General features: G+C 49.8%; 17 protein-coding genes and 4 tRNA genes. 8 read left to right on the top strand and 13 right to left on the bottom strand.

The annotated features are described in order from the left end of the window. Nucleotides 1-15: 15 nt before the first annotated feature. From hfq to LZP69_RS00200, 6 genes are all read right to left on the bottom strand, one after another. Entirely contained in the window at nt 16-288 is a 273-nt protein-coding gene (gene hfq, locus LZP69_RS00225; protein WP_234198045.1) for an RNA chaperone Hfq, read from the bottom strand. A 92-nt stretch (nt 289-380) separates the two neighbouring features. Next, entirely contained in the window at nt 381-1,271 is an 891-nt protein-coding gene (miaA, locus tag LZP69_RS00220) for a tRNA (adenosine(37)-N6)-dimethylallyltransferase MiaA (RefSeq protein ID WP_267961964.1), read from the bottom strand. A 19-nt stretch (nt 1,272-1,290) separates the two neighbouring features. Continuing rightward, on the bottom strand, nt 1,291-3,231 hold the full coding sequence (gene mutL / locus LZP69_RS00215; protein WP_234198043.1) for a DNA mismatch repair endonuclease MutL: 1,941 nt from the start codon (nt 3,229-3,231) through the stop codon (nt 1,291-1,293). 12 nt (nt 3,232-3,243) lie between these two features. Next, on the bottom strand, nt 3,244-4,563 hold the full coding sequence (locus tag LZP69_RS00210; protein WP_234198042.1) for an N-acetylmuramoyl-L-alanine amidase: 1,320 nt from the start codon (nt 4,561-4,563) through the stop codon (nt 3,244-3,246). Further along, entirely contained in the window at nt 4,550-5,023 is a 474-nt protein-coding gene (gene tsaE, locus LZP69_RS00205) for a tRNA (adenosine(37)-N6)-threonylcarbamoyltransferase complex ATPase subunit type 1 TsaE (protein WP_234198041.1), read from the bottom strand. The genes LZP69_RS00210 and tsaE overlap by 14 nt, the downstream gene beginning before the upstream one ends. 102 nt (nt 5,024-5,125) lie before the next feature. Next, the gene (locus LZP69_RS00200) at nt 5,126-6,604 is read right to left on the bottom strand and encodes an NAD(P)H-hydrate dehydratase (protein ID WP_234198040.1); all 1,479 of its coding nucleotides are present in this window, start codon (nt 6,602-6,604) and stop codon (nt 5,126-5,128) included. 147 nt (nt 6,605-6,751) lie between these two features. Between LZP69_RS00200 and LZP69_RS00195 the strand changes: the two genes are divergently transcribed. After that, nucleotides 6,752-6,976, top strand: coding sequence for a hypothetical protein (locus LZP69_RS00195; protein ID WP_234198039.1), 225 nt, complete (start codon nt 6,752-6,754; stop codon nt 6,974-6,976). Nucleotides 6,977-7,020: 44 nt separating this feature from the next. Here LZP69_RS00195 and LZP69_RS00190 read toward each other — a convergent pair whose 3' ends face one another. The 6 genes from LZP69_RS00190 to orn form a co-directional block, all read right to left on the bottom strand. After that, nucleotides 7,021-7,476 (bottom strand): hypothetical protein, encoded by a 456-nt coding sequence (locus tag LZP69_RS00190; RefSeq protein ID WP_234198038.1) that lies wholly within the window; start codon nt 7,474-7,476, stop codon nt 7,021-7,023. Between the two features lie 452 nt (nt 7,477-7,928). Next, nucleotides 7,929-8,031, bottom strand: a tRNA-Gly gene (locus LZP69_RS00185). Nucleotides 8,032-8,083: 52 nt separating this feature from the next. Further along, nucleotides 8,084-8,159 (bottom strand) — tRNA-Gly (locus tag LZP69_RS00180). 16 nt (nt 8,160-8,175) lie between these two features. After that, nucleotides 8,176-8,251: transfer RNA gene (locus LZP69_RS00175), tRNA-Gly, on the bottom strand. Nucleotides 8,252-8,367: 116 nt separating this feature from the next. Further along, a tRNA-Gly gene (locus LZP69_RS00170) sits at nt 8,368-8,443 on the bottom strand. A gap of 185 nt (nt 8,444-8,628) precedes the next feature. Continuing rightward, entirely contained in the window at nt 8,629-9,174 is a 546-nt protein-coding gene (gene orn, locus LZP69_RS00165) for an oligoribonuclease (RefSeq protein ID WP_234198037.1), read from the bottom strand. Nucleotides 9,175-9,284: 110 nt separating this feature from the next. Here orn and rsgA point away from each other — a divergent pair, with 110 nt between their 5' ends. The 7 genes from rsgA to LZP69_RS00130 all read left to right on the top strand — a co-directional run bounded on the left by rsgA (nt 9,285) and on the right by LZP69_RS00130 (nt 17,680). Further along, on the top strand, nt 9,285-10,340 hold the full coding sequence (gene rsgA / locus LZP69_RS00160; protein ID WP_234198036.1) for a small ribosomal subunit biogenesis GTPase RsgA: 1,056 nt from the start codon (nt 9,285-9,287) through the stop codon (nt 10,338-10,340). Nucleotides 10,341-10,361: 21 nt separating this feature from the next. Further along, entirely contained in the window at nt 10,362-11,222 is an 861-nt protein-coding gene (asd, locus tag LZP69_RS00155) for an archaetidylserine decarboxylase (protein WP_234198035.1), read from the top strand. Nucleotides 11,223-11,268: 46 nt separating this feature from the next. Then, nucleotides 11,269-12,141 carry a DMT family transporter gene (locus LZP69_RS00150; protein WP_234198034.1) on the top strand — a complete coding sequence of 291 codons (873 nt, stop codon included), beginning with the start codon at nt 11,269-11,271 and terminating at the stop codon, nt 12,139-12,141. Nucleotides 12,142-12,292: 151 nt separating this feature from the next. After that, the gene (locus LZP69_RS00145) at nt 12,293-15,472 is read left to right on the top strand and encodes a mechanosensitive ion channel domain-containing protein (protein ID WP_234198033.1); all 3,180 of its coding nucleotides are present in this window, start codon (nt 12,293-12,295) and stop codon (nt 15,470-15,472) included. Beyond that, the gene (locus LZP69_RS00140; RefSeq protein WP_234198032.1) at nt 15,472-16,164 is read left to right on the top strand and encodes a glycerophosphodiester phosphodiesterase; all 693 of its coding nucleotides are present in this window, start codon (nt 15,472-15,474) and stop codon (nt 16,162-16,164) included. The genes LZP69_RS00145 and LZP69_RS00140 overlap by 1 nt, the downstream gene beginning before the upstream one ends. Before the next feature lie 167 nt (nt 16,165-16,331). Then, nucleotides 16,332-17,258 carry a D-2-hydroxyacid dehydrogenase gene (locus tag LZP69_RS00135; protein ID WP_234198031.1) on the top strand — a complete coding sequence of 309 codons (927 nt, stop codon included), beginning with the start codon at nt 16,332-16,334 and terminating at the stop codon, nt 17,256-17,258. Between the two features lie 230 nt (nt 17,259-17,488). Continuing rightward, complete coding sequence (locus LZP69_RS00130) at nt 17,489-17,680, top strand: bacterioferritin-associated ferredoxin (protein ID WP_234198030.1); 192 nt, start codon at nt 17,489-17,491, stop codon at nt 17,678-17,680. 119 nt (nt 17,681-17,799) lie between these two features. Here LZP69_RS00130 and parC read toward each other — a convergent pair whose 3' ends face one another. Further along, entirely contained in the window at nt 17,800-20,067 is a 2,268-nt protein-coding gene (gene parC / locus LZP69_RS00125) for a DNA topoisomerase IV subunit A (protein ID WP_234198029.1), read from the bottom strand. Nucleotides 20,068-20,074 lie beyond the last annotated feature (7 nt).

Below are 20,074 nucleotides of genomic sequence, written 5' to 3'. Positions count from 1 at the left end.
AAACTCCTTAGGAAATTATTCGGCACTGTCATCTTGCGAGGCGTTATAACCGCCTTGATTCGGTGCATGATGGTTGCTCACGTTAAATGGACGTGCAGGCACCACGGTAGAAATGGCATGCTTGTATACCATTTGGCTGACTGTGTTCTTCAATAAAATAACAAACTGATCGAATGACTCAACTTGTCCTTGAAGTTTAATACCGTTCACTAGGTAGATAGATACGGGAACGCGTTCACGTCGCAATGCGTTCAAAAATGGGTCTTGTAGAGATTGCCCCTTTGCCATTATGTAATTTCCTTTTTATTAAAATTGAATAAAACCAAACAGTGACACAATTTCTGCTTTGATTTTAGTATTATATAGAGTGAATGAATTAGCTAGCCACAAACTTGTATTAGTCGCGCCAAATTTGTTGCATCACCACTCTCCAGCCAATTTAAATCGGCCCATCCCCGCAACCATGTTAATTGACGCTTAGCCAATTGCCTAGTGGCGGCAACAGATTTTTCGACCATAGTAGCATGGTCATAATCCCCTTCGAGATATTGCCACACCTGGCGATAACCCACACAGCGCATAGAAGGCAAATCAAGATGGAGATCGTCACGTTTTCTTAATTGTTCGACCTCTGCAACAAACCCTTGATTTAACATCAAATCAAATCTTTGCGCTATAGCCTGATGTAACACTTTACGATCTTTAGGGGCTATACCGAATTGTTCTACTTTATAAGGTAATACTTCCGACTTAATTTCTGTTAACTCGGTCAGGCTTTTACCACTAATACGGTACACCTCCAGCGCCCGCGACAATCTTTGCGGATCGTTTGGATGAATACGCTCGGCCGATATGGGATCCACCTCGCGTAATTGATCATGTAGCGCCTGCCAGCCCAGCGCTTGAGCTTGTTTGGCTATCTCAGCGCGTATCGTTTCATCGGCTGCAGGCAGAGGCGATAAGCCTTCCAGCAGCGCCTTAAAATAGAGCATAGTGCCACCCACCAGCAGAGGGGTTTTTCCCTTTGCCAAGATGGCTTCAATTTCTTTGATGGCGTCGTTGCGAAAATCCGCCGCCGAATAACTCTCACTGGGATCGCGAATATCGATCAGTCTATGGGGCGCACGGGCGAGCTCCTGGGCCGTGGGTTTAGCCGTGCCAATGTCCATGCCTCGATATATCAATGCAGAGTCGACAGAGATGATTTCGCAGCCATGCTGTTCGACAAGTTCAATGGCTAACGCTGTCTTTCCTGACGCCGTTGGTCCCATCAAGGTCAATATTGTCGGCCTATTGTCGCTCGTCACTTATCTGCTCACTTAACCATGTTTGCCAAGGCAGCACCTTGGCCTGCTGAATAATCTGTTGTTGCTTATCTTGCGGTAACTGACAAAACTCATCCCAGAGCGTCACCGCCGAGCTGAACTGAGTGCGGCTTTGAGCCACCAGCCAGGTCACTAATGCCTCATCGGAGGGCTCATCGAATCTTATCCATTGCAGTAGCTCTGGGATAACATCGGCTAACTGGCTCTGCCTCAGATATGGGGGCACTTTTTTGATAATCAACTGCCCTAAACGAATCGAAAGTTCCAGACCTAATCTTCTGAACAGCAGCTCGCGCTCTACTAAAGTATCATGCCAATCCTCGGCCGCTTTTATCGACACAGGCATCAGCAGTGGTTGACTAATCAAGCCTGAAGGCAGTTTGTTTTGAATTTGCTCACGGACGATGGCACTGGCTACAGAATCCAAACTTAACAGGCTCAGGCTGTCGTGTTTCACCAATACCCAGAATTTGCCATCCAGCAGAGGTGGCATTGCATCTTGATCATCCTTGTACTGCACATCTCGCCCCTGACTAGCCGGTGTGCTCAACAGCTGTGCATAACTGTCAATCGCCGCTTGGGAGGGTAAATTTGTGCCTCGATAACTCTCCTTACTTCCTCCGCTATGCCCACCTTCGTTATATCGGCCTTCGCTATATCGGCTGTGCCCAGAGTAGCTACCTGGCGCTCTATCACTCACCCTGTTCTGGCTCGCCGAGGCAGATGAGAGCAATGCCAGCCCCTCCCCGGTTTGGGAATGAGCAGCCTCTCGGCCAGAATGCTTTTCCGAGAAACTCATTGCATCTATTTGATGGATTGAGCCCTGCTCAGCCGTATATCCACTCTGCTCTACTGCAGTCTGCTTACCCTGCCTCGGCGCGGTATCAGATGCGGTAGATAGTGGTAGCTGCTCGGCCTGCTCCAGAGCGGATTGCAGCGCTTGCAGAATAAAATCATGCACATAACGGCTTTCATGGAAGCGCACTTCATGTTTGGCCGGATGCACGTTCACATCCACCTGATGGGGGTCTAGGCTCAGCATCAACACATAGCCCACTTGAACCCCGTCGAGCTGATCGGCAAACGCCTGGCGCACCGCATGATTGACCAGGCGGTCCCGCACTAGGCGGCCATTCACATAGAAATACTGGGTATCTGTTGAGCTAACCTCAAAATGGGGCGACTGAATATAGCCAGTTAACTGCAAGCCATTGTGCTGACAATCGACACTCAATGCCTGTTCGGCAAACTGCCGGCCACTCACCTGGGCCAAACGCTGTAGATACTGAGTTTCTTGCATGGCCGGGCGGTAATTACGTACCATCTTGCCATTGTGCTTTAAGGTAAAATGGATGTCGCGGCGCACCAGGGCGATCCGCTTTAGCCACTCATCGATATGGGTAAACTCGGTTTTATCACTCTTGAGGAATCGCCGTCTGGCGGGCGTGTTAAAAAACAGATCCATCACTTCCAGCGTGGTGCCGACAGGATGAGCCGCGGGAACAATTTTCACCGCCATCTGCGAGCCTTCGGCATAGGCTTGCCAGGCTTCACTCTGCTCCTTGGTGCGTGAGGTCAGGGTTAAACGCGATACCGAGCTGATACTGGCTAAGGCCTCACCACGAAAACCAAAACTTAAGATGGCATCCAGATCATCTAAGGTCGCAAGCTTAGAAGTCGCATGGCGCGAGAGTGCAAGGGCCAGCTCATCTTTGGCTATGCCTGAGCCATTGTCCTGGATCTTAATTAATTTGCTGCCGCCTTTATCTATCTCAATATCGACCCGGGTCGCTCCCGCATCCAGACAGTTTTCCACCAGCTCCTTAATCACAGAGGCGGGTCTTTCGACCACCTCGCCGGCAGCAATCTGGTTTGCCAACTGGGGAGGCAAAATTTTAATGGTCATTTCGACTCCTTGTTAAGCGCGAGGAATAACTAATGTCTGGCCAATACGTAGATTATTGGATTTGAGATTGTTGGCTTTCTTGAGGCTGGAGACAGACACCTGATAGCGATGGGCGATCACAGACAATGACTCACCTTTGGCAACCTTATGACTGATAGAGCGCTTGCTGGCCATCAGGGTATTCACTGGCGGATGCTTTTCGAAATAACGTAATACCCCTGCATAGACGGCATTGGCGAGACGATTCTGATGTTCGCGCTGAGTAAGCAACTTCTCTTCTCTATGGTTAGAGATGAAACCTGTTTCGACCAGAATAGATGGGATATCCGGTGATTTAAGTACGGCAAAACTGGCAGCCTCGGGCTTATGCTTATGTAGCCGCGTGACTTTGCCTAAGTTGGACAACACATCATCGGCGATATTATGGCTAATAGCCATAGAGTGATCCATGGACATGTCCAGGAGTGTCATCGCCAGATACTGCTCGTTATCGCTGTTTTGGATGATCTCACCCGCACCACCAAGCAGCTCGGAATGCTTCTCTTTCTGCTCCAGCCAGCGACCAATCTCACTGTTAGCGCGGCGCATCGACAATACCCAAACCGAGGCGCCATTCGGCTGCGGGCTGGTAAAGGCATCAGCGTGAATCGACACCAGCAGATCCGCCTTATTCTTACGGGCGATCTCCGAGCGGCGATTGAGATTAACGAAGTAGTCACCCGAGCGGGTCATAACGGCTCTCATGCCCGGAGTCGCATTGATTTTAGCCTCGATTTTCTTGGCAATCTGCAGGGTAATTCTCTTCTCATACAGACCCGATGGCCCAATAGATCCAGGGTCGTCACCACCGTGACCCGCATCGATAGCCACGACCACATCCCTAAGCGCGCTCGATGATGGCGTCTTGGGTTCCTGAATATTGCCACTGACGCCATCGAGATCCACCACTAGGCGATTGCCATAAGGAGCTGTGGGTGTGAGCGCAAACAGGTTGGCTTTCGCCGGTGTAGTCAGGTCGATAACCAATCTTAAGATGCCCTTCTTAGGTGGCTTAGAGATACGTACCCGCTTCACCAACTTACTGTTATTTTCTATCTTGTTCAGATCCAGCTTGGTCGATGCGCCTTGCAGATCCACCACCAAACGATAGGGATTGGTTAAGGTAAAATGGCTGTAATTAGGCTGCTGGCTAAGATCAAACACCACCCGCGTCGAATCGGGCGCCGCCCAGATACGCACGCCATCTAAATGTGTAGCACTCTGTGCCCCTGTCGACAGACAGAGCAAGAGCAGTAATAGTATTGATTTTAGGATTGAATCAAGTCTTATCATTATTATGTATAGTAACTAACAACTTCTCACCTGCAGGCGTCTGTGGTGTTAAGGTCACCTCTCGCGCCTGATTAAGATATTGAATATCAATGAGCAAATCAGCCTTTGGCAAAATACCAGCGCCTTTATCCGGCCATTCAACAATACACAAACTCGTGTCTGCAAAATAATCCCGTATCCCCATAAACTCCAGCTCTTCGGGATCGCTTAAACGGTACAGATCGAAATGAAACACATCGATACCATTGAGTTCATAGGGCTCCACTAAGGTATAAGTTGGGCTTTTTACCGCCCCCTTATGACCCAGGCTCTGAATCAATCCCCGACTGAATGTGGTTTTCCCTGCGCCTAACTCACCGCTTAAATAGAGAGTCAGCGGCGGCTGAATAGCCTGAGCTAACTGCTGTCCTAAGCTAACGGTTTCAGACTCATTTTCAAGATAAACTTTTACAGGCACCATTTATTTTCGCTAAGCCTCAAAGGATAAACACTCAGAACCCGATACTTTACCCCAAAGCGAGCCACAGCTAAACAGACTGGGCCGCTTTTTCAACTGCTGAGATTAAATCCGATCGACCAGTAATCGGATATAGGGGAAAAGATCACAGGCCAACATACCCCGCTCCCCCTCTTTTGCCGCCATGTCGGCCGCAACGCCATGAACCACCACCCCGGCACTGGCCGCATCCATGTTGGACATCCCTTGCGCCATCAGCGCGGCAATGATCCCCCCGAGCACATCCCCACTGCCACCGCTGGCAAGTCCAGGATTACCCACAGGGGCGACATGACACAAATTCCCATCATGGATAAGTGTTCCAGCTCCTTTTAACACCACCACGCCGCCATATTTTTTCTGTAGCTGCGCTGCGGCGTCGAAGCGATCCTGCTCAATCACCTCGACACTCACGCCCAACAACCGCGCCGCTTCGCCACTGTGAGGAGTCAGTACCCAGTTCTCCTGCCGATAAGGATCCTGGGAGAGAAAATTAAGCGCATCGGCATCCATGACACAGGGTCTGTCACTCAAGCCCACGGCTTTAAACAGGTTATAACCCCAGTCATATTTCCCCAGACCTGGACCAATCAGAAGCACATCGGCCCAGCCCAAACGTTGATACACCTCCATATCCACCAACTCGCAACCACAAAACATCAATTCGGGTCGACCAAAGTTGATCACAGGCAGATGCTGTGGACGGGAGATAACGGCCACTAGTCCAGCACCGGAGCGCAAACAGCTCTCTGCAGCCATACGGGGAGCACCAGCCATACCCGAGTCTCCCCCAACAACGGTCACTTTGCCACAGGCTCCCTTATGGCTGTTTTTCGCGCGGATTGGCAGACCGAGTTTACTTTGCCTGAATGCGATATTAAAACTGTTGGTTTCTGGCAAAAAGGGCATCAGCCCGATATCGGCAAACCATAGTTGACCCACGCAGTGCCGGGCATATCCGGTCAATAACCCCTGTTTCATGGCGCCAAAGGTCACTGTAGCATCAGCCTGAATTGCTAACTTACCCGCACCTGTATCGGCACAGATACCTGAGGGAATATCCAGGGCCAGAGTCCAGGCATCATGGTGATTGATCGCCTCAATCACCTCGACAAAATCTGCCTTCACCTCGCCATGAAAACCAGTACCGAGCAGACCTTCCACAATGACACCCGCACCATCGAGTACCTTGTTGAGATCCTCTAAAATCTGCCCGCCAGCGGCAATATAGTCTGACTTGGCATGGCTAATTCCCTCTCCCATCTCCGCTCTGTCAAAGGCATACAGTCTTACCTCGCAACCCGCTTCGAGTAACAAGGTGGCGCAGATATAGGCATCGGCGCCGTTATTACCATATCCGGCAAAGACGGCGATAGGAGCGCCCAGCCGCTGTTGCTGAGTTAACAGATCAAATGCCGCCTGACCCGCTCGCTCGATCAGCTCCACTAGGGAGACCTCGCCGGAAGCGATAAAGCTGGCCTCAGCTTCTCTGATTATTTTTGCACCATAAAGCGCCTGGGGAAGCTTGGCATCAGAACACAACATGAAACTCTCCTCGACAAAAGTGTTCAATCAACACATAGGATAAGGTTTAGCATATTTAATCTTTGAGACTAAACTCGAAATAAGTTTCCTTGGGATCTACACTAATTGTTATAAGTTTGATCTGGCACAAAAAAATAGGATGGGCTAATGAGGATGTTAACCTTATTCTTGCTAGGGATAGTGGCTTTAATCGTAATGTCTCCGATGCACTCCCCCCTCTTACTTCAGGCACTGATGTTACTCAGTGTGGCTTTGGTGGTGATTAACTTGTACAAGGCGTTTGATTCGCACCAGCCCCTGCAACACGGCAACGACACAGCCGAAGAGAAGCATGAATCTCCCCAGCAAACAGGTACAAAAAAAGGCACTTGATGTGCCTTTTTCATTCTATTCTCCCTTAGCCGGTAAGCAGAGAGTTAGATATCATCCATACGGATGCAGCTGTGAACTAGTCTCTGCTGCTGAATTTTTTCGACCCGAACCAGATCAGCTAATGCACTTTTCACTTCACCTGGCACTGAGGATCTTTCTGTCTTCTCTAACAGGCCGATGAGGCAGTTATCCAGCTCTAAATGCAGTTCCAGCAGCGCTTCCTCATCCATATCGGCCTTAACGACTATGTCTTGGCAACGCTTTACGAAATCTTCAAAAACAATATCGTTATACCAAAGTTCCAGCAAACGACGGGGAGCCTCTTCGATATAATTATCAATCTTTGTCGCAACATCCTTCTCATGTTGCTGCAGATACTCAAGCATCAACTTAGCTCGGGATGAATCGACTCCGCTATGTAAACGACGATATAACTTGGACATTTCTAAGCGACACTTAGAGACATATTCTAACTGTTCGTTGAGCTGCTGAAATCTCATCTTAACTTCTCCACTTGATGATGCGTTACGCTAATTTGATTTCATTATGGAAGTATTTTTCGCTTTGTTTTTTGAACAAAATCATACTTTATGCATTTGACCCATAGCTACATTAGAGAATGTTAAACAATTTTAAGGCAAGTCACATAATCCAATACTGACCCAAAGCATCTCTAAACCTTGTTGTAGCCGAAGCCAAATGGGTACTGGGGATATTATCCTGCCATCAAACCACCCCATATTCTCCACGCTGAATACCTAAAAGGATGGCTAAAAAAGATAAATAAAAATCGGGGAAACTAACCAGAAGTGAGAATGACATATCCGTCTCGAAGCAATAGAGAACCTATGCCTATACCTTGGCAAGGTATCGCCCATTTTCTCTAAGCAAAAAGTCAACTGAGCTAATGTCGTACAGGCTTGATTATAAGTTTGAGGGGAAATAAAGAGATTGGAGCGACATATCCGTCTCGAAGCAATAGTGAACCTATGCCTATACCTTGGCAAGGTATCGCCCTCTTGCTTTTAATAGAAAGTCAACTGAGCTAATGTCGCAAATCTTGCAACGAGTCAGGATTCAGATATTCAAGAGGGGAAACAAAGAAATTGGAGCGACATATCGGGTTCGAACCGATGACCTATACCTTGGCAAGGTATCGCTCTACCAACTGAGCTAATGTCGCATCTTTTTAATCAAATTGGAGCGACATATCGGGTTCGAACCGATGACCTATACCTTGGCAAGGTATCGCTCTACCAACTGAGCTAATGTCGCTTAAATCTATTTGTGCAAGCTTAACTATACGTCAACTAAAGGTATCGTCTTTCACCTTTAGCAACTGAGCTAATGTCGCATAATCTGTATTACAGCTTTGGTGATACTGTAAATTTTGGAGCGACATATCGGGTTCGAACCGATGACCTATACCTTGGCAAGGTATCGCTCTACCAACTGAGCTAATGTCGCGTAAATCTGAGTCTGCTATTTTAACTCTAACCATCAACAAAGGTATCGTCTCTTGCCTTTATCAACTGAGCTAATGTCGCGTAAATCTTTCTTGCTAACTTAAGCCGCTAGCGAAAAGATGAGGCCGCATTATAGGAGAATTTCGCCCGGCTGCAACCCCTTTTTAAAAAGATTATACCGTTTGGTCAAATTTTAAATACTTTATCACGATAATACTGCAGTTCGGCGATAGATTCCTGGATATCCATCAGCGCCTGATGGGTGCCCAGCTTCTTAAAACCGTCCATTACCTCTGGCTGCCAGCGTCTGACCAGCTCTTTTATTGTACTGACATCGATATTGCGATAATGGAAGTAATCTTCCAGTTCTGGCATGTAGCGATTCAGAAACCGTCTGTCCTGGCCTATGCTGTTACCACACATGGGCGAAACGCCCTTAGGCACATATTGCGCTAAAAATGCGATGGTTTGAGCTATCGCCTGCTGCTCGCTTACCTGACTTGCCTTAACCCTGTCTATCAAACCTGAGGCGCCGTGATGCCGTTGATTCCAATCATCCATCCCCGCCAGCAACTCATCGGATTGTTTAATCGCGATAACCGGCCCCTGCGCCAGCACATTTAGCTGTTTATCTGTCACTATGGTCGCTATCTCAATAATCCTATCGACCTCGGGCTCTAGCCCCGTCATCTCCAAATCGACCCAAATCAGGTTAGTTTCATCTGCAGCCATCGCTCTGCCTTTTTCTCTGTTTGCCTAAATTCAGGCTTTTTTATTTAAGAGCGTGTATCATACTGCTTTTTTAGATGACACAAAATAACCTATTGTGACGATGACACACTGTGAGTAAGAAGAAACCTCTAAGTCAAGGTCAGCGCCGTCGGATGCGGGCTAACCACGAAAAGCGATTACAGCGGAAGGAAGCAGGCGAATCCTTGCCTGAAATACAGGATAGCTCATTAGGGCCTGAACTCGAAGCCACAGTGATCTCCCGCTTCGGTCAACATGCCGATATTGAGACCCATGATGGTCAGCTGGTTCGCTGCAATATTCGCCGTAACATCCAAAGCTTAGTCACGGGTGACAAGGTCATTGTACGTCTAGCCAATGAAACCAGTGCCACCATTGCCGGCGTTGTCGAGGCCGTACACCCCAGGCATTCATCCCTCTCCCGTCCCGATCTTTACGATGGGATTAAGATCATTGCCGCCAATATAGATCAGATCCTTATAGTCTCCTCTGTGGTTCCCAGCTTCACGACTCAGATCATCGATCGCTATCTGGTGGCCGCCGAGGATACCGGCATCGAGCCAGTTATCATACTCAATAAAATCGACCTGCTCAGCGATGAAGATGCCCCCGAGATAGAAGCCGCACTTAAGCGTTATGAGGCGATTGGCTATCAGGTTTATCAGGTCAGCAGCCTTGATGGTCACGGCGTTGACACAGTAAAATCCCTGCTCAAGGATAAGGTCAGCGTGTTTGTTGGTCAGTCTGGTGTAGGAAAGTCCTCTTTAATTAATGCCTTGCTGCCAGAAGCCGAACTACTTACCGGCGATGTGTCAGAAAACTCAGGATTAGGCCAACACACCACAACCACGGCGAAACTGCTACATTTTCCCAGTGGCGGTGATTTAGTGGATTCACCTGGCGTGCGGGAGTTTGCCCTGTGGCATCTGCCCGCCGAGCGGGTCGGCTGGTGTTTTGTCGAATTTAGAGACTATATCGGCACCTGTAAGTTCAGAGACTGCAAACATAAAGATGACCCAGGCTGCGCCATCTCTGATGCCGTAAAAGCGGGTCAGATAGCCACCGACAGGTACAACAATTATCATCGCATCATCGACAGCCTCGATGAGCAGCGTCATGCCCGCCATTTCAGAAATGAGCATGATTAATTATTTTTAAGGATAGAAGACGTGGACAAACTGAAAATCGCCCTGCAATACATACTGCCAAAACACTTGCTCTCGCGATTAGTGGGTAAATTGGCCGCCGCCGAACTGGGCGCGGTAACCACAAGTGTGATCAAGTGGTTTATCAAGCAGTATAAGATAGACATGAGCGAGGCGGCTCAGAGTCAGCCCGAGGCCTATGCCAGCTTTAACGCCTTCTTCACCCGCGCACTCAAGCCAGGTATCCGCCCCCTGTGTGAAGATGACGGCTACATAGTTCATCCGGTCGATGGCGCCGTGAGTCAATGTGGCCCCATCGAAGCAGGACGTATTTTCCAGGCCAAAGGTCACTACTATTCGGCGCTCACCCTGCTGGGCAATCAGGCAAAAGATGCAGCGCGTTTCGAAGAGGGCGACTTTGCCACTATCTACCTGGCGCCGAAAGATTACCACCGCATCCACATGCCGATTAAAGGCACCCTATCTAAGATGACCTATGTGCCTGGTGAACTCTTCTCAGTCAATCCACTCACCGCAGAGAATGTCCCCGGCCTGTTTGCCCGTAACGAGCGGGTAGTCGCCATCTTTGAAACCGAAATCGGCCCTATGGCCATGGTGCTGGTCGGTGCAACAATAGTGGCCAGTATCGAAACCATCTGGGCAGGCACAGTTACACCGCCAACAGGCAAGAAGGTCTTTACCTGGGATTACCCGACCGAAGGCCAGGATGCTATCACCTTGGACAAGGGTGATGAGATGGGACGCTTTAAGCTTGGCAGCACAGTTGTCATGCTGTTCGCCAAAGATGCACTGGATGAGTTTGCCCAAGGTGTGGAAGCCAAAGCCGTGACTCGTATGGGTCAGGCCTTCGCTAAAATCAAATAATCACCCGCCGCAGCTTGATTAACAGATTGAATAGACAGTAAACAGATTGAATAGACAGAGCTCAGGTTTACTCGAACTACACAGTGCCGTACTGCTATTTGGCGGTACGGCGCTTTTCTCTAAGCTTATCCCCTTGAGCGCGCTCGATATCACTCTGCTACGCTGCTGCGTGGCGGCTGTCATCCTGGCGCTGATAGTCAAAGCCTCCGGCACTCGGCTGCGCCTCAATAGCCAGCGGGACTATTATGTCGCTTTGGGTCTGGGCGTCATCGTTAGTCTGCACTGGGTGACCTATTTCGCCTCCATGCAACTCTCTTCTGTCGCCATAGGAATGATAGCCTTCTTCACCTATCCTGTGATGACAGTCCTAGTCGAGCCGTTTTTTACCGGCGAGAAGCTAAAAGGGCGCGATCTCCTTAGCGGCGTGACCGTACTTTGTGGTGTCAGTCTTTTAATCCCAGAAGCCAGCTTAGGCAACGATGTTACCCTGGGCATAATGATCGGCATTCTCTCTGCCATGCTGTTTACCGCCCGCAACCTGCTGCACAAACGCTATTTTGCCAGCTATAGTGGCGCCAAAGCCATGTATTATCAGACTGCAATCGCCGCACTGGTACTGGCTCCCTGGCATCAAACCGAGATCGCCAGTATAGAGAGTCATATCTGGTGGCTAATCATACTGCTAGGCATAGTATTTACCGCCATGCCCCACGCCCTGTTTACCTCGGCGCTGAGACAGCTCAGTGCCAAAACTGTCAGTCTGGTCTCCTGCCTGCAACCCCTCTATGGCGCTGTGCTGGCACTGCTTCTGCTCGGGGAGGCCCTTGCCCTGAAAACTGTCATCGGCGGCGCCTTAGTGGTGATCACCGCCATCTATGAGACTCAGTCAAGTCACAGAGCTGCCAAGGCGGCAAAATAACCCATAGCGATTTAGCGGCAATATATTGATATCGCTCACCAAGTTTCTTAATCGGAGAATTTATCTCTGTGTGTAAGGGATCTGCTCACAAATAACAGAATCTTGGTATACTGTAATTCGTCCGTTCACGCATCGATGCGAATAAGCCACTATGTCTCGTATTTTTCTGCTTTTTTTGTGCTTTTTTTCTCTCCATGTCAGCGCAAATAATCCTCTGTCCCTCAACAAGCATCTGGGCATAACGACAACTGAGTCACAACCAGAGATCACCACAGAAGAACAGTTACAGCGCCTAGATGAACAATATGAGCAGCAACTGGCGCTGCAAAAGGCCTTTGAGGCCATAAGCCATCAATATCAGGCGCGCAAACAGGCTCTGCAGCAGCAAATAGAGCAAGCCGGCCACCCCCTCAGCTGGCAGCAGGAGCAAAACCTGACTCAGCAGGCATCCTTAGCCTATTTACGCCTATCAGAACTCAAAGATGTTGAAACCAATCTAAACCAACAGATTAACGATCTGATTAAACGTCAACAGCAGCTGCCGAGCCTGATCACCCAAGCTAATCTGGCTCTGACTCAATATCAGAAAACAGCCGCCAATAAAGATCCATTAGTCGATACCCAAAAGCGACTCTCTGCCCAAAGCCTCTCGTCCCTTGAGGCTGAACTTGCCAGCAGCCAGAAGCAGATAGCCCTGAGTCAGCTGCAGATGGACCTGGTGCGTAAGCAGCTTTTGCAGCAGGAACTGCTGATCGAAAAGCTCAATAATGCCATTGCGCTGCAGCGCCACAAGGCCACGGTCGCCGCCATAGCCGCCAGCACGATGGAAACCTTAGTCACAGATGATGCGCTCGCCCTGCAGCTCAATCAGCAAAATCAGGGTTACAGCGAGCAGTTAAGTCAGCTGACTCTGGATATGACCCAGCTGGCCAGTAAACAGGAGCAGGCGGAGAAGCAGTATCAGTTTCAGGCCAAGCAGCTGACCAATATTCAGCAACAAATAGCCTTAGTGAAACTGAACTCGGCGTTTGGCGAGCGCTTTTTACGTATTTTGTCCTCCCTGCCTAAGCCACCGAATCAGGATGAAGTTGCCAATGAAATCGCTAACGCCCGGCTGGCTCGCTATCAGATTGAGCAGGAGCAGGTGCTGGCCAATGCCAGCCTCAATGGGGCGACTGTCAATGAGCTGAGAGAAAAACTGCTGGCGTCACAACAGACGCTGCAAAAGCAGCTGCTGGAAAACTTTGATCTCTATATCGGTGAGCTGGCGGAGCTGAGGGTTACCTATGAGCAGCTCAATCAACAATATCGCACCCTTAAGACCACGCTGAATGAGCATCTGTTTTGGGTGGCGAACGCCAACAGCATAGATAGGTTCTGGGCCAAAGATCTGCTGCAAAGCGGTCACTGGTTGCTAACTCAAGCACCCTGGGAGCAGATCTCCGCTTCCTTCTCGGTTCAGAGCTCACTCTGGTCTGCCTGGGTGATCCTGCTGGTGCTCTGTTTGGTGACTCAGGATCTGCTGACTCCAAGATTTCACCGCACCATGTCCCATAATGCGGGATTCGTTGGCAAGGTGACTCTGGATAAATTTATCTATACTTTCTGGGCTCTTATCACCACTCTCTTTTACAGTGCCATCAAACCGCTGCCTGTGATTGTCGCTGGGATGATCTTCTATCTGTCACAGCAAAATCTGGTCTCGTCCGTGGGTATGGCTCTGCTCGCCATAGGATCTCTCTATTGGCTCTACCAGATAGGTCGTCTACTTACCCTAGATAACGGCATTCTTATCGGCCACTTCAAAGGCGATGGCAAGCTTATCCAGGCAGTACAGGAACGCTTAAGCCACTTTATCCTGATCACTATGCCCATAGTCGGCATCATTGGCTTTACTGAGGTGTTTGATACCTCGCTTGTCAGAAACAGCCTAGGACGCGGCGCCTTTATCCTCTTCGCCATCATGCTATTTGGATTTTATAAGGATGTGCTACAGCTATCGAGACGCGATCGCCTCTATCATCAGAATGACAAGAACAAACGTCTACTACAGAAAGCCCTCTGGGCCGTGCTGCTTATCCTGCCCCTGGCCTGCGCTATCCTCGCTTTCAGGGGTTATTACTACACGGCATTTCAGATGCTGCTGCAGCTGCAGCTCTCTTTGCTGCTCTCCTTAAGCTTTATGTTGCTCTATCTGCTTATCAAACGCTGGATGCTAATCGAGCGAAGACGCATCGCCTTTAACCGCGCCAAGGCCAAACGCGCCGATATACTGGCTCAGCGGGAAAAAGAGGATGAGGCGACACCAGAACAAGGCGATACCTTTGAAGAGAGAGAGGTCGACTTAGAAACAATCGCCAGTCAGTCTTTAGGATTAGTGCGCTCTCTGCTGACACTGGCGTTCTTGATCAGTTTGATCGGCCTGTGGACCCAGACCCACAGCGCCATCTTCTCGTTTCTGGATGGCATCACGCTCTGGACCAGCTCAACCCTAGTGGACGGCATCAATCAATCCCTGCCCATCACTCTGAAATCCCTGCTGCTCGGCTTGATTATCGTGGGTTTCTCTCTCATGATCGCCACCAACCTGCCCGGTTTGCTGGAGCTGATGATCCTACAAAGATTGGAACTCTCTCCCGGCACAGGATTCGCCTTAACCACGGTCAGCCGATACTTAGTGGTGTTCTTTGGTATGCTCAGTGGTTTTTCAACTTTGGGCATGGAGTGGTCGAAACTCCAGTGGCTAGTAGCAGCACTCTCAGTCGGTTTAGGCTTCGGCCTGCAGGAGATCTTCGCCAACTTTATCTCCGGCCTCATCATACTGTTTGAAAAGCCTGTACGCATTGGCGATACAGTCACCATTCGAGATCTAACCGGCACCGTCAGTAAGATACAGATCCGCGCCACTACCATTGTCGACTGGGACAGGAAAGAGATTATCGTGCCTAACAAGGCCTTTATTACAGAACAACTGATCAACTGGTCTCTGTCCGATCCCATCACCCGGGTGATAGTCTATGTCTCTGTGGCCAGAGACTCAGATCCGGCCAAGGTGGAAGCCGTGCTCTATCAGGCGGTTAAAGAGTGTGATGAGGCATTAACCACACCCGAGCCCGAAGTCTGGTTTGCCGGTTTTGGCAAGCATACCCAGGACTACGAGATCCGTGCCTACGCCAAGGATATGAGCGCCCGCTGGCCACTGCGCCACACGCTGCACAATAAGGTCAGCAAGAAACTGAAAGAGAATCACCTGGAACTGGCCTACCCACAACTGGAAGTCCATATTAAGAGTGGGCACGCCAAAGAAACTCAAGGGATCATTAGAAGCTAATGCGCGTTTTTGCACACCGCGGCGCCAGCGGATACGCCCCGGAAAATACCTTAGCCGCAATAAAAAAGGCGCTTGATCTCGGGATCAAGGCCATAGAGATAGATATCCACAATGTGGAGGGCGAGCTGTATGTGTTTCACGACAGGCGCTTAGACAGTAAAAGCTCCGGCACTGGGCTCATCGAAGAGGTGAGTGAAGCTTATCTGGCCACTGTGACTGTCGGGGGTGAACCTATTCCTAAACTCTGGGATCTGCTCACTTTTCTGCAGGGCAAAGCGTGCCTGCTTAATATCGAGCTGAAGGGGATGAACTGCCTCACGCCTTTCCTTGAACTCTACCCTAAGATCCTCGTTGAACTTCACTACAGGCCTGAGCAGCTGCTAATCTCCTCCTTTAACCATCACTTTATCGCAGCGGTTAAACAGCGGTTTCCTGCCGCCTTAATCGCGCCGCTATTGGAAGGGATCCCCAGAGATGATGCCGCGATAGTGACCCAACTGAATGCTTACTCTTTGCACCTTAGCCTAAGCTTTATCACCTCAGAGCTTGTGGTCGATGCCCACAGACGCGGCGCCAAGGTCTATGTCTATACAGTCGATCACCACGATGATATAGACTATCTCAGGGAGTTAGGAGTCGATGGCATCTTCAGCAACTATCCCGATCTCAGCTGGCAGTATATTCAATCATGATCAGCCTAAAAATGATATAAACAGTCATAAAGCCCTAAAGCCTCTCTGGATAATCTAATTTTTCAAGAACCGCTTTTATCGCTAAGATCTTCAATTAGACTGTTTATTAATTACGCTGCTAAGTAATAACCTTGTTTAGCAATAAATATAAAGCGCAAGGAGTCGCGATGGAACACAAGCTACTGCTTCTAACTAGCAATAACGAGAGATACAGAGATCTACTCAGTTCCTGCCATCTTCCGAGACTCAATTTACTCGGTGACGATCCTAACAGTATATTAGCAGCCGATATCTGGCTGGCCGAGCCGCCCCTGGCCGCCCCCTTAATCGGCCATGCACGCAATTTAAAGTGGCTTCAATCGACCTATGCCGGAGTAGAACTGCTGACTAAGCCGCGTATGCGCAGGGATTATCAACTGACCAATATCAAAAACATCTTCGGCCCACTGATGAGCGAATACCTGTTTGGCTACCTGCTTGCCCACAAGCGGGAACATCAGAAGTACAAGAGTCAGCAAGCGGAAAAAATCTGGCTGCCAGGCAGCTTTAAGACACTGCAGGGCCAGCATCTACTGCTACTAGGCACAGGCAGTATCGCCCAACATATCGCCAAAACCGCGAAACATTTCGGTATGCAGGTTACAGGGATCAACCGCGGCGCCAGACCCACAAGCGGTTTTGATACAGTCGATATCTTGGCCAATTTGCCGCGCCATATCAGCCAGGCTGATGCCATTGCTGCCATTTTGCCCAGCACAGCCGAAACCCGTGGCGTATTAAGCCAGCAGGTATTGAGTCTGATAAAACCCGATGCCACCCTATTTAATCTGGGCCGGGGGGATGTGCTGGACCTCGATGCGCTCTATCAGCAACTGGCAATGCACCCGCAGCAACATGCAATATTAGATGTGTTTAATCAGGAGCCCCTGCCCCAAGAGCACCCTATCTGGTCATTGAGCAATGTCATTATCACTCCCCATATCGCCGCCCCCAGTTTTCCGGAGCAGGTGGTAGAGATCTTTGCCGATAATTATCACAAGCTGCTCAACAACGAACCCCTAAGCAATCCAGTCAACTTCGAACGGGGTTATTAAACCCCCTCGCTCCAAATAACGGCCTGAGACGACTAAGCGGAAAAAGCGGGTAAGCGTAAAAGCGGTAAATATCGCGGCCTGGACTGGGTATTTCACCAAAGCGCAATGCCGATCACACTTTTTTATATCTGAGATTAGCGCCCTCGGTTTCAACTTATAACTTAGAGTTATTGGTATTGCGAATCATTATCACTTATACTCTCAAACATCTTAGTAGAGAGAGTAACTATATGTACGTTTGTCTATGCCATGCCATTACCGACACTCAGATCAAACAGGCTGTCGATCAAGGTGATACCACGCTATATGCGCTGAAAACGCGTTTAGGTGTAGGTGACCAGTGTGGTAAATGTATCCGTATGGCCAATCAGATCATTCAGGCTCGCCTCGATGTGACACCAAACTTCTACGAAGTAGCCTGATTTCCCGGATCAGTTGCTGCCTGAGCAACAAGATGTTCTTGAAACAAGTTTTCTCTCAATAAAAAAGCTGCTTTAAAGCAGCTTTTTTATTTTCTTAAACTTAAGCCTTCATCTGCTACTTAAAGCACAGTCTCAGACTCCCCCAGTTCCACCTTATCGACCCGTTGCAAGCCCCTTGGCAGTTTGGCACCACGACGACCACGCTCACCGCGATAATGTTCCAGATCGCTGGGTTTCAATGTCAATTTACGTTTACCGGCCCACAGGGTGACAGAGGTATCGGCCGGCACGACTTCCAAGTGCAGCAACAACTCATCCCGGCTCTTGGCACGCTCACTTGGAATACCTATGATCTTATTGCCTTTCCCTTTTGCCAACTGCGGCAAAGCGGCGACAGAAAACAGCAACATGCGCCCCTCATTGGTGATCGCCAGAATCGATTCATCCTGAGCTTTTGCTACCCGCTTAGGCGGCAATACTTTGGCATCTTGCGGCAAACTCAGCAGCGCCTTACCCGCCTTATTACGGGATACCATGTCCTTGTAATCGCCGATAAAGCCGTAACCTGCATCCGAGGCCAGCAGATAACATTGCCCCTCTTCACCCATCAAAGCGTGATCTATGGTTTCACCCGGGGAAAGCTGAAAACGTGTGGTTAACGGCTCACCCTGGCTACGGGCCGAGGGCAAGGTATGGCTGTCTGTCGCAAAGGCCCGCCCGGTACTGCCTATAAACACAGTTTGCTGGTTACTGCGCCCCGATGTGGCGCACAGGAAATTATCCCCCGCCTTATAGGACAGGGCTTTAGGGTCGATATCATGCCCCTTGGCACAACGCACCCAGCCTTTTTCAGACAAGACCACAGTCACTGCCTCTGCCGGCACCAGCTCCTGCTCGCTTAGGGCTTTAGATTCACTGCGCTCTACAAGAGGTGAGCGTCTGTCATCGCCATAAGTTTCACCATCTTGCAGCAGCTCTTTCTTGATCAGCGTCTTCATGCGGCGATCAGAGCTTAACAGTAGCTCGAGTTTTTCCCGCTCGGCTTCCAGCTCACTCTGCTCCGCCTGGATCTTAAACTCTTCGAGCTTAGCTAAGTGGCGCAGTTTCAGATCTAAGATCGCATTGGCCTGCTCATCGCTAAGGTTAAAGCGCGCCATCAGCTCGGCTTTAGGATCGTCATGAAAACGAATGATCTCTATCACTTCGTCGATATTGAGGAAGGCTGTCATCAAAGCTTCGAGAATATGCAGCCTAGCCAGAACCTTGTCCAGTCTGTGTTCCAGACGTTTTCTCACCGTAGTTAAACGGAACTCTAACCACTCGGTCAGCAGCTGCTTAAGCCCTTTCACTTGCGGGCGACCATTCAGCCCCAACACGTTAAGATTAACGCGGAAATTCTTCTCCAGATCTGTGGTGGCAAACAGGTGCGCCATCAACTGATCGCAATCGACCCGGTTCGAGCGCGGAACAATGACCATACGCACAGGGCTTTCATGATCCGACTCATCACGCAGATCCACCACCATAGGCAGCTTCTTGGCCTGCATCTGAGATGCTATCTGTTCTAAGATCTTGCTGCCGCTGGCCTGATGTGGCAACGCAGTGATCACGATTTCGCCCGACTCTATGGTGTAAACCGCCCGCGCCTTGATAGAGCCGCGACCCGTGCTGTAGATCTTGGCTATCTCATCCTTAGGGGTGATGATCTCCGCTTCTGTGGGATAATCGGGTCCAGGCACCAGCTCCATCAAACGATCCAGATCCGCCTTAGGATTATCGATAAGCTCGACACAGGCGTTCACCAGCTCCTTCGCGTTATGGGGCGGCACATCTGTGGCCATACCCACGGCAATACCTGTAATGCCATTAAGTAAGATGTGAGGTAAGCGCGCAGGCAGCACCAAAGGCTCTTTCATGGTGCCGTCGAAATTAGCACCCCAGTCGACCGTGCCCTGACCCAGTTCGCTCAGCAAAACTTCGGAGAATTTAGACAGGCGCGCCTCGGTATAACGCATCGCGGCGAACGACTTAGGATCATCCGGCGCACCCCAGTTGCCCTGACCATCGACTAAGGGATAGCGATAGGAGAAAGGCTGTGCCATCAAGACCATGGCTTCGTAACAGGCGCTGTCGCCATGGGGATGATACTTACCCAATACGTCACCCACGGTACGAGCCGATTTCTTATGCTTAGACTGCGCCGACAGGCCCAGCTCGCTCATGGCGTAGATGATACGACGCTGCACAGGCTTGAGACCATCGCCGATATGAGGCAATGCACGATCCATGATGACGTACATGGAGTAATTCAGATACGCATCTTCGGTGAAACGTCTTAGCGGGATCTGCTCGACCCCATCAAGGCTTAGCTCTATCGCGTCACTCATTTAGTTT

This window comes from Shewanella sp. AS1, assembly GCF_021412565.1.
GTDB lineage: Bacteria > Pseudomonadota > Gammaproteobacteria > Enterobacterales > Shewanellaceae > Shewanella.
Note: the sequence above shows the minus strand (reverse complement) of the source record. Positions and strands in the feature narration are given on the sequence as shown.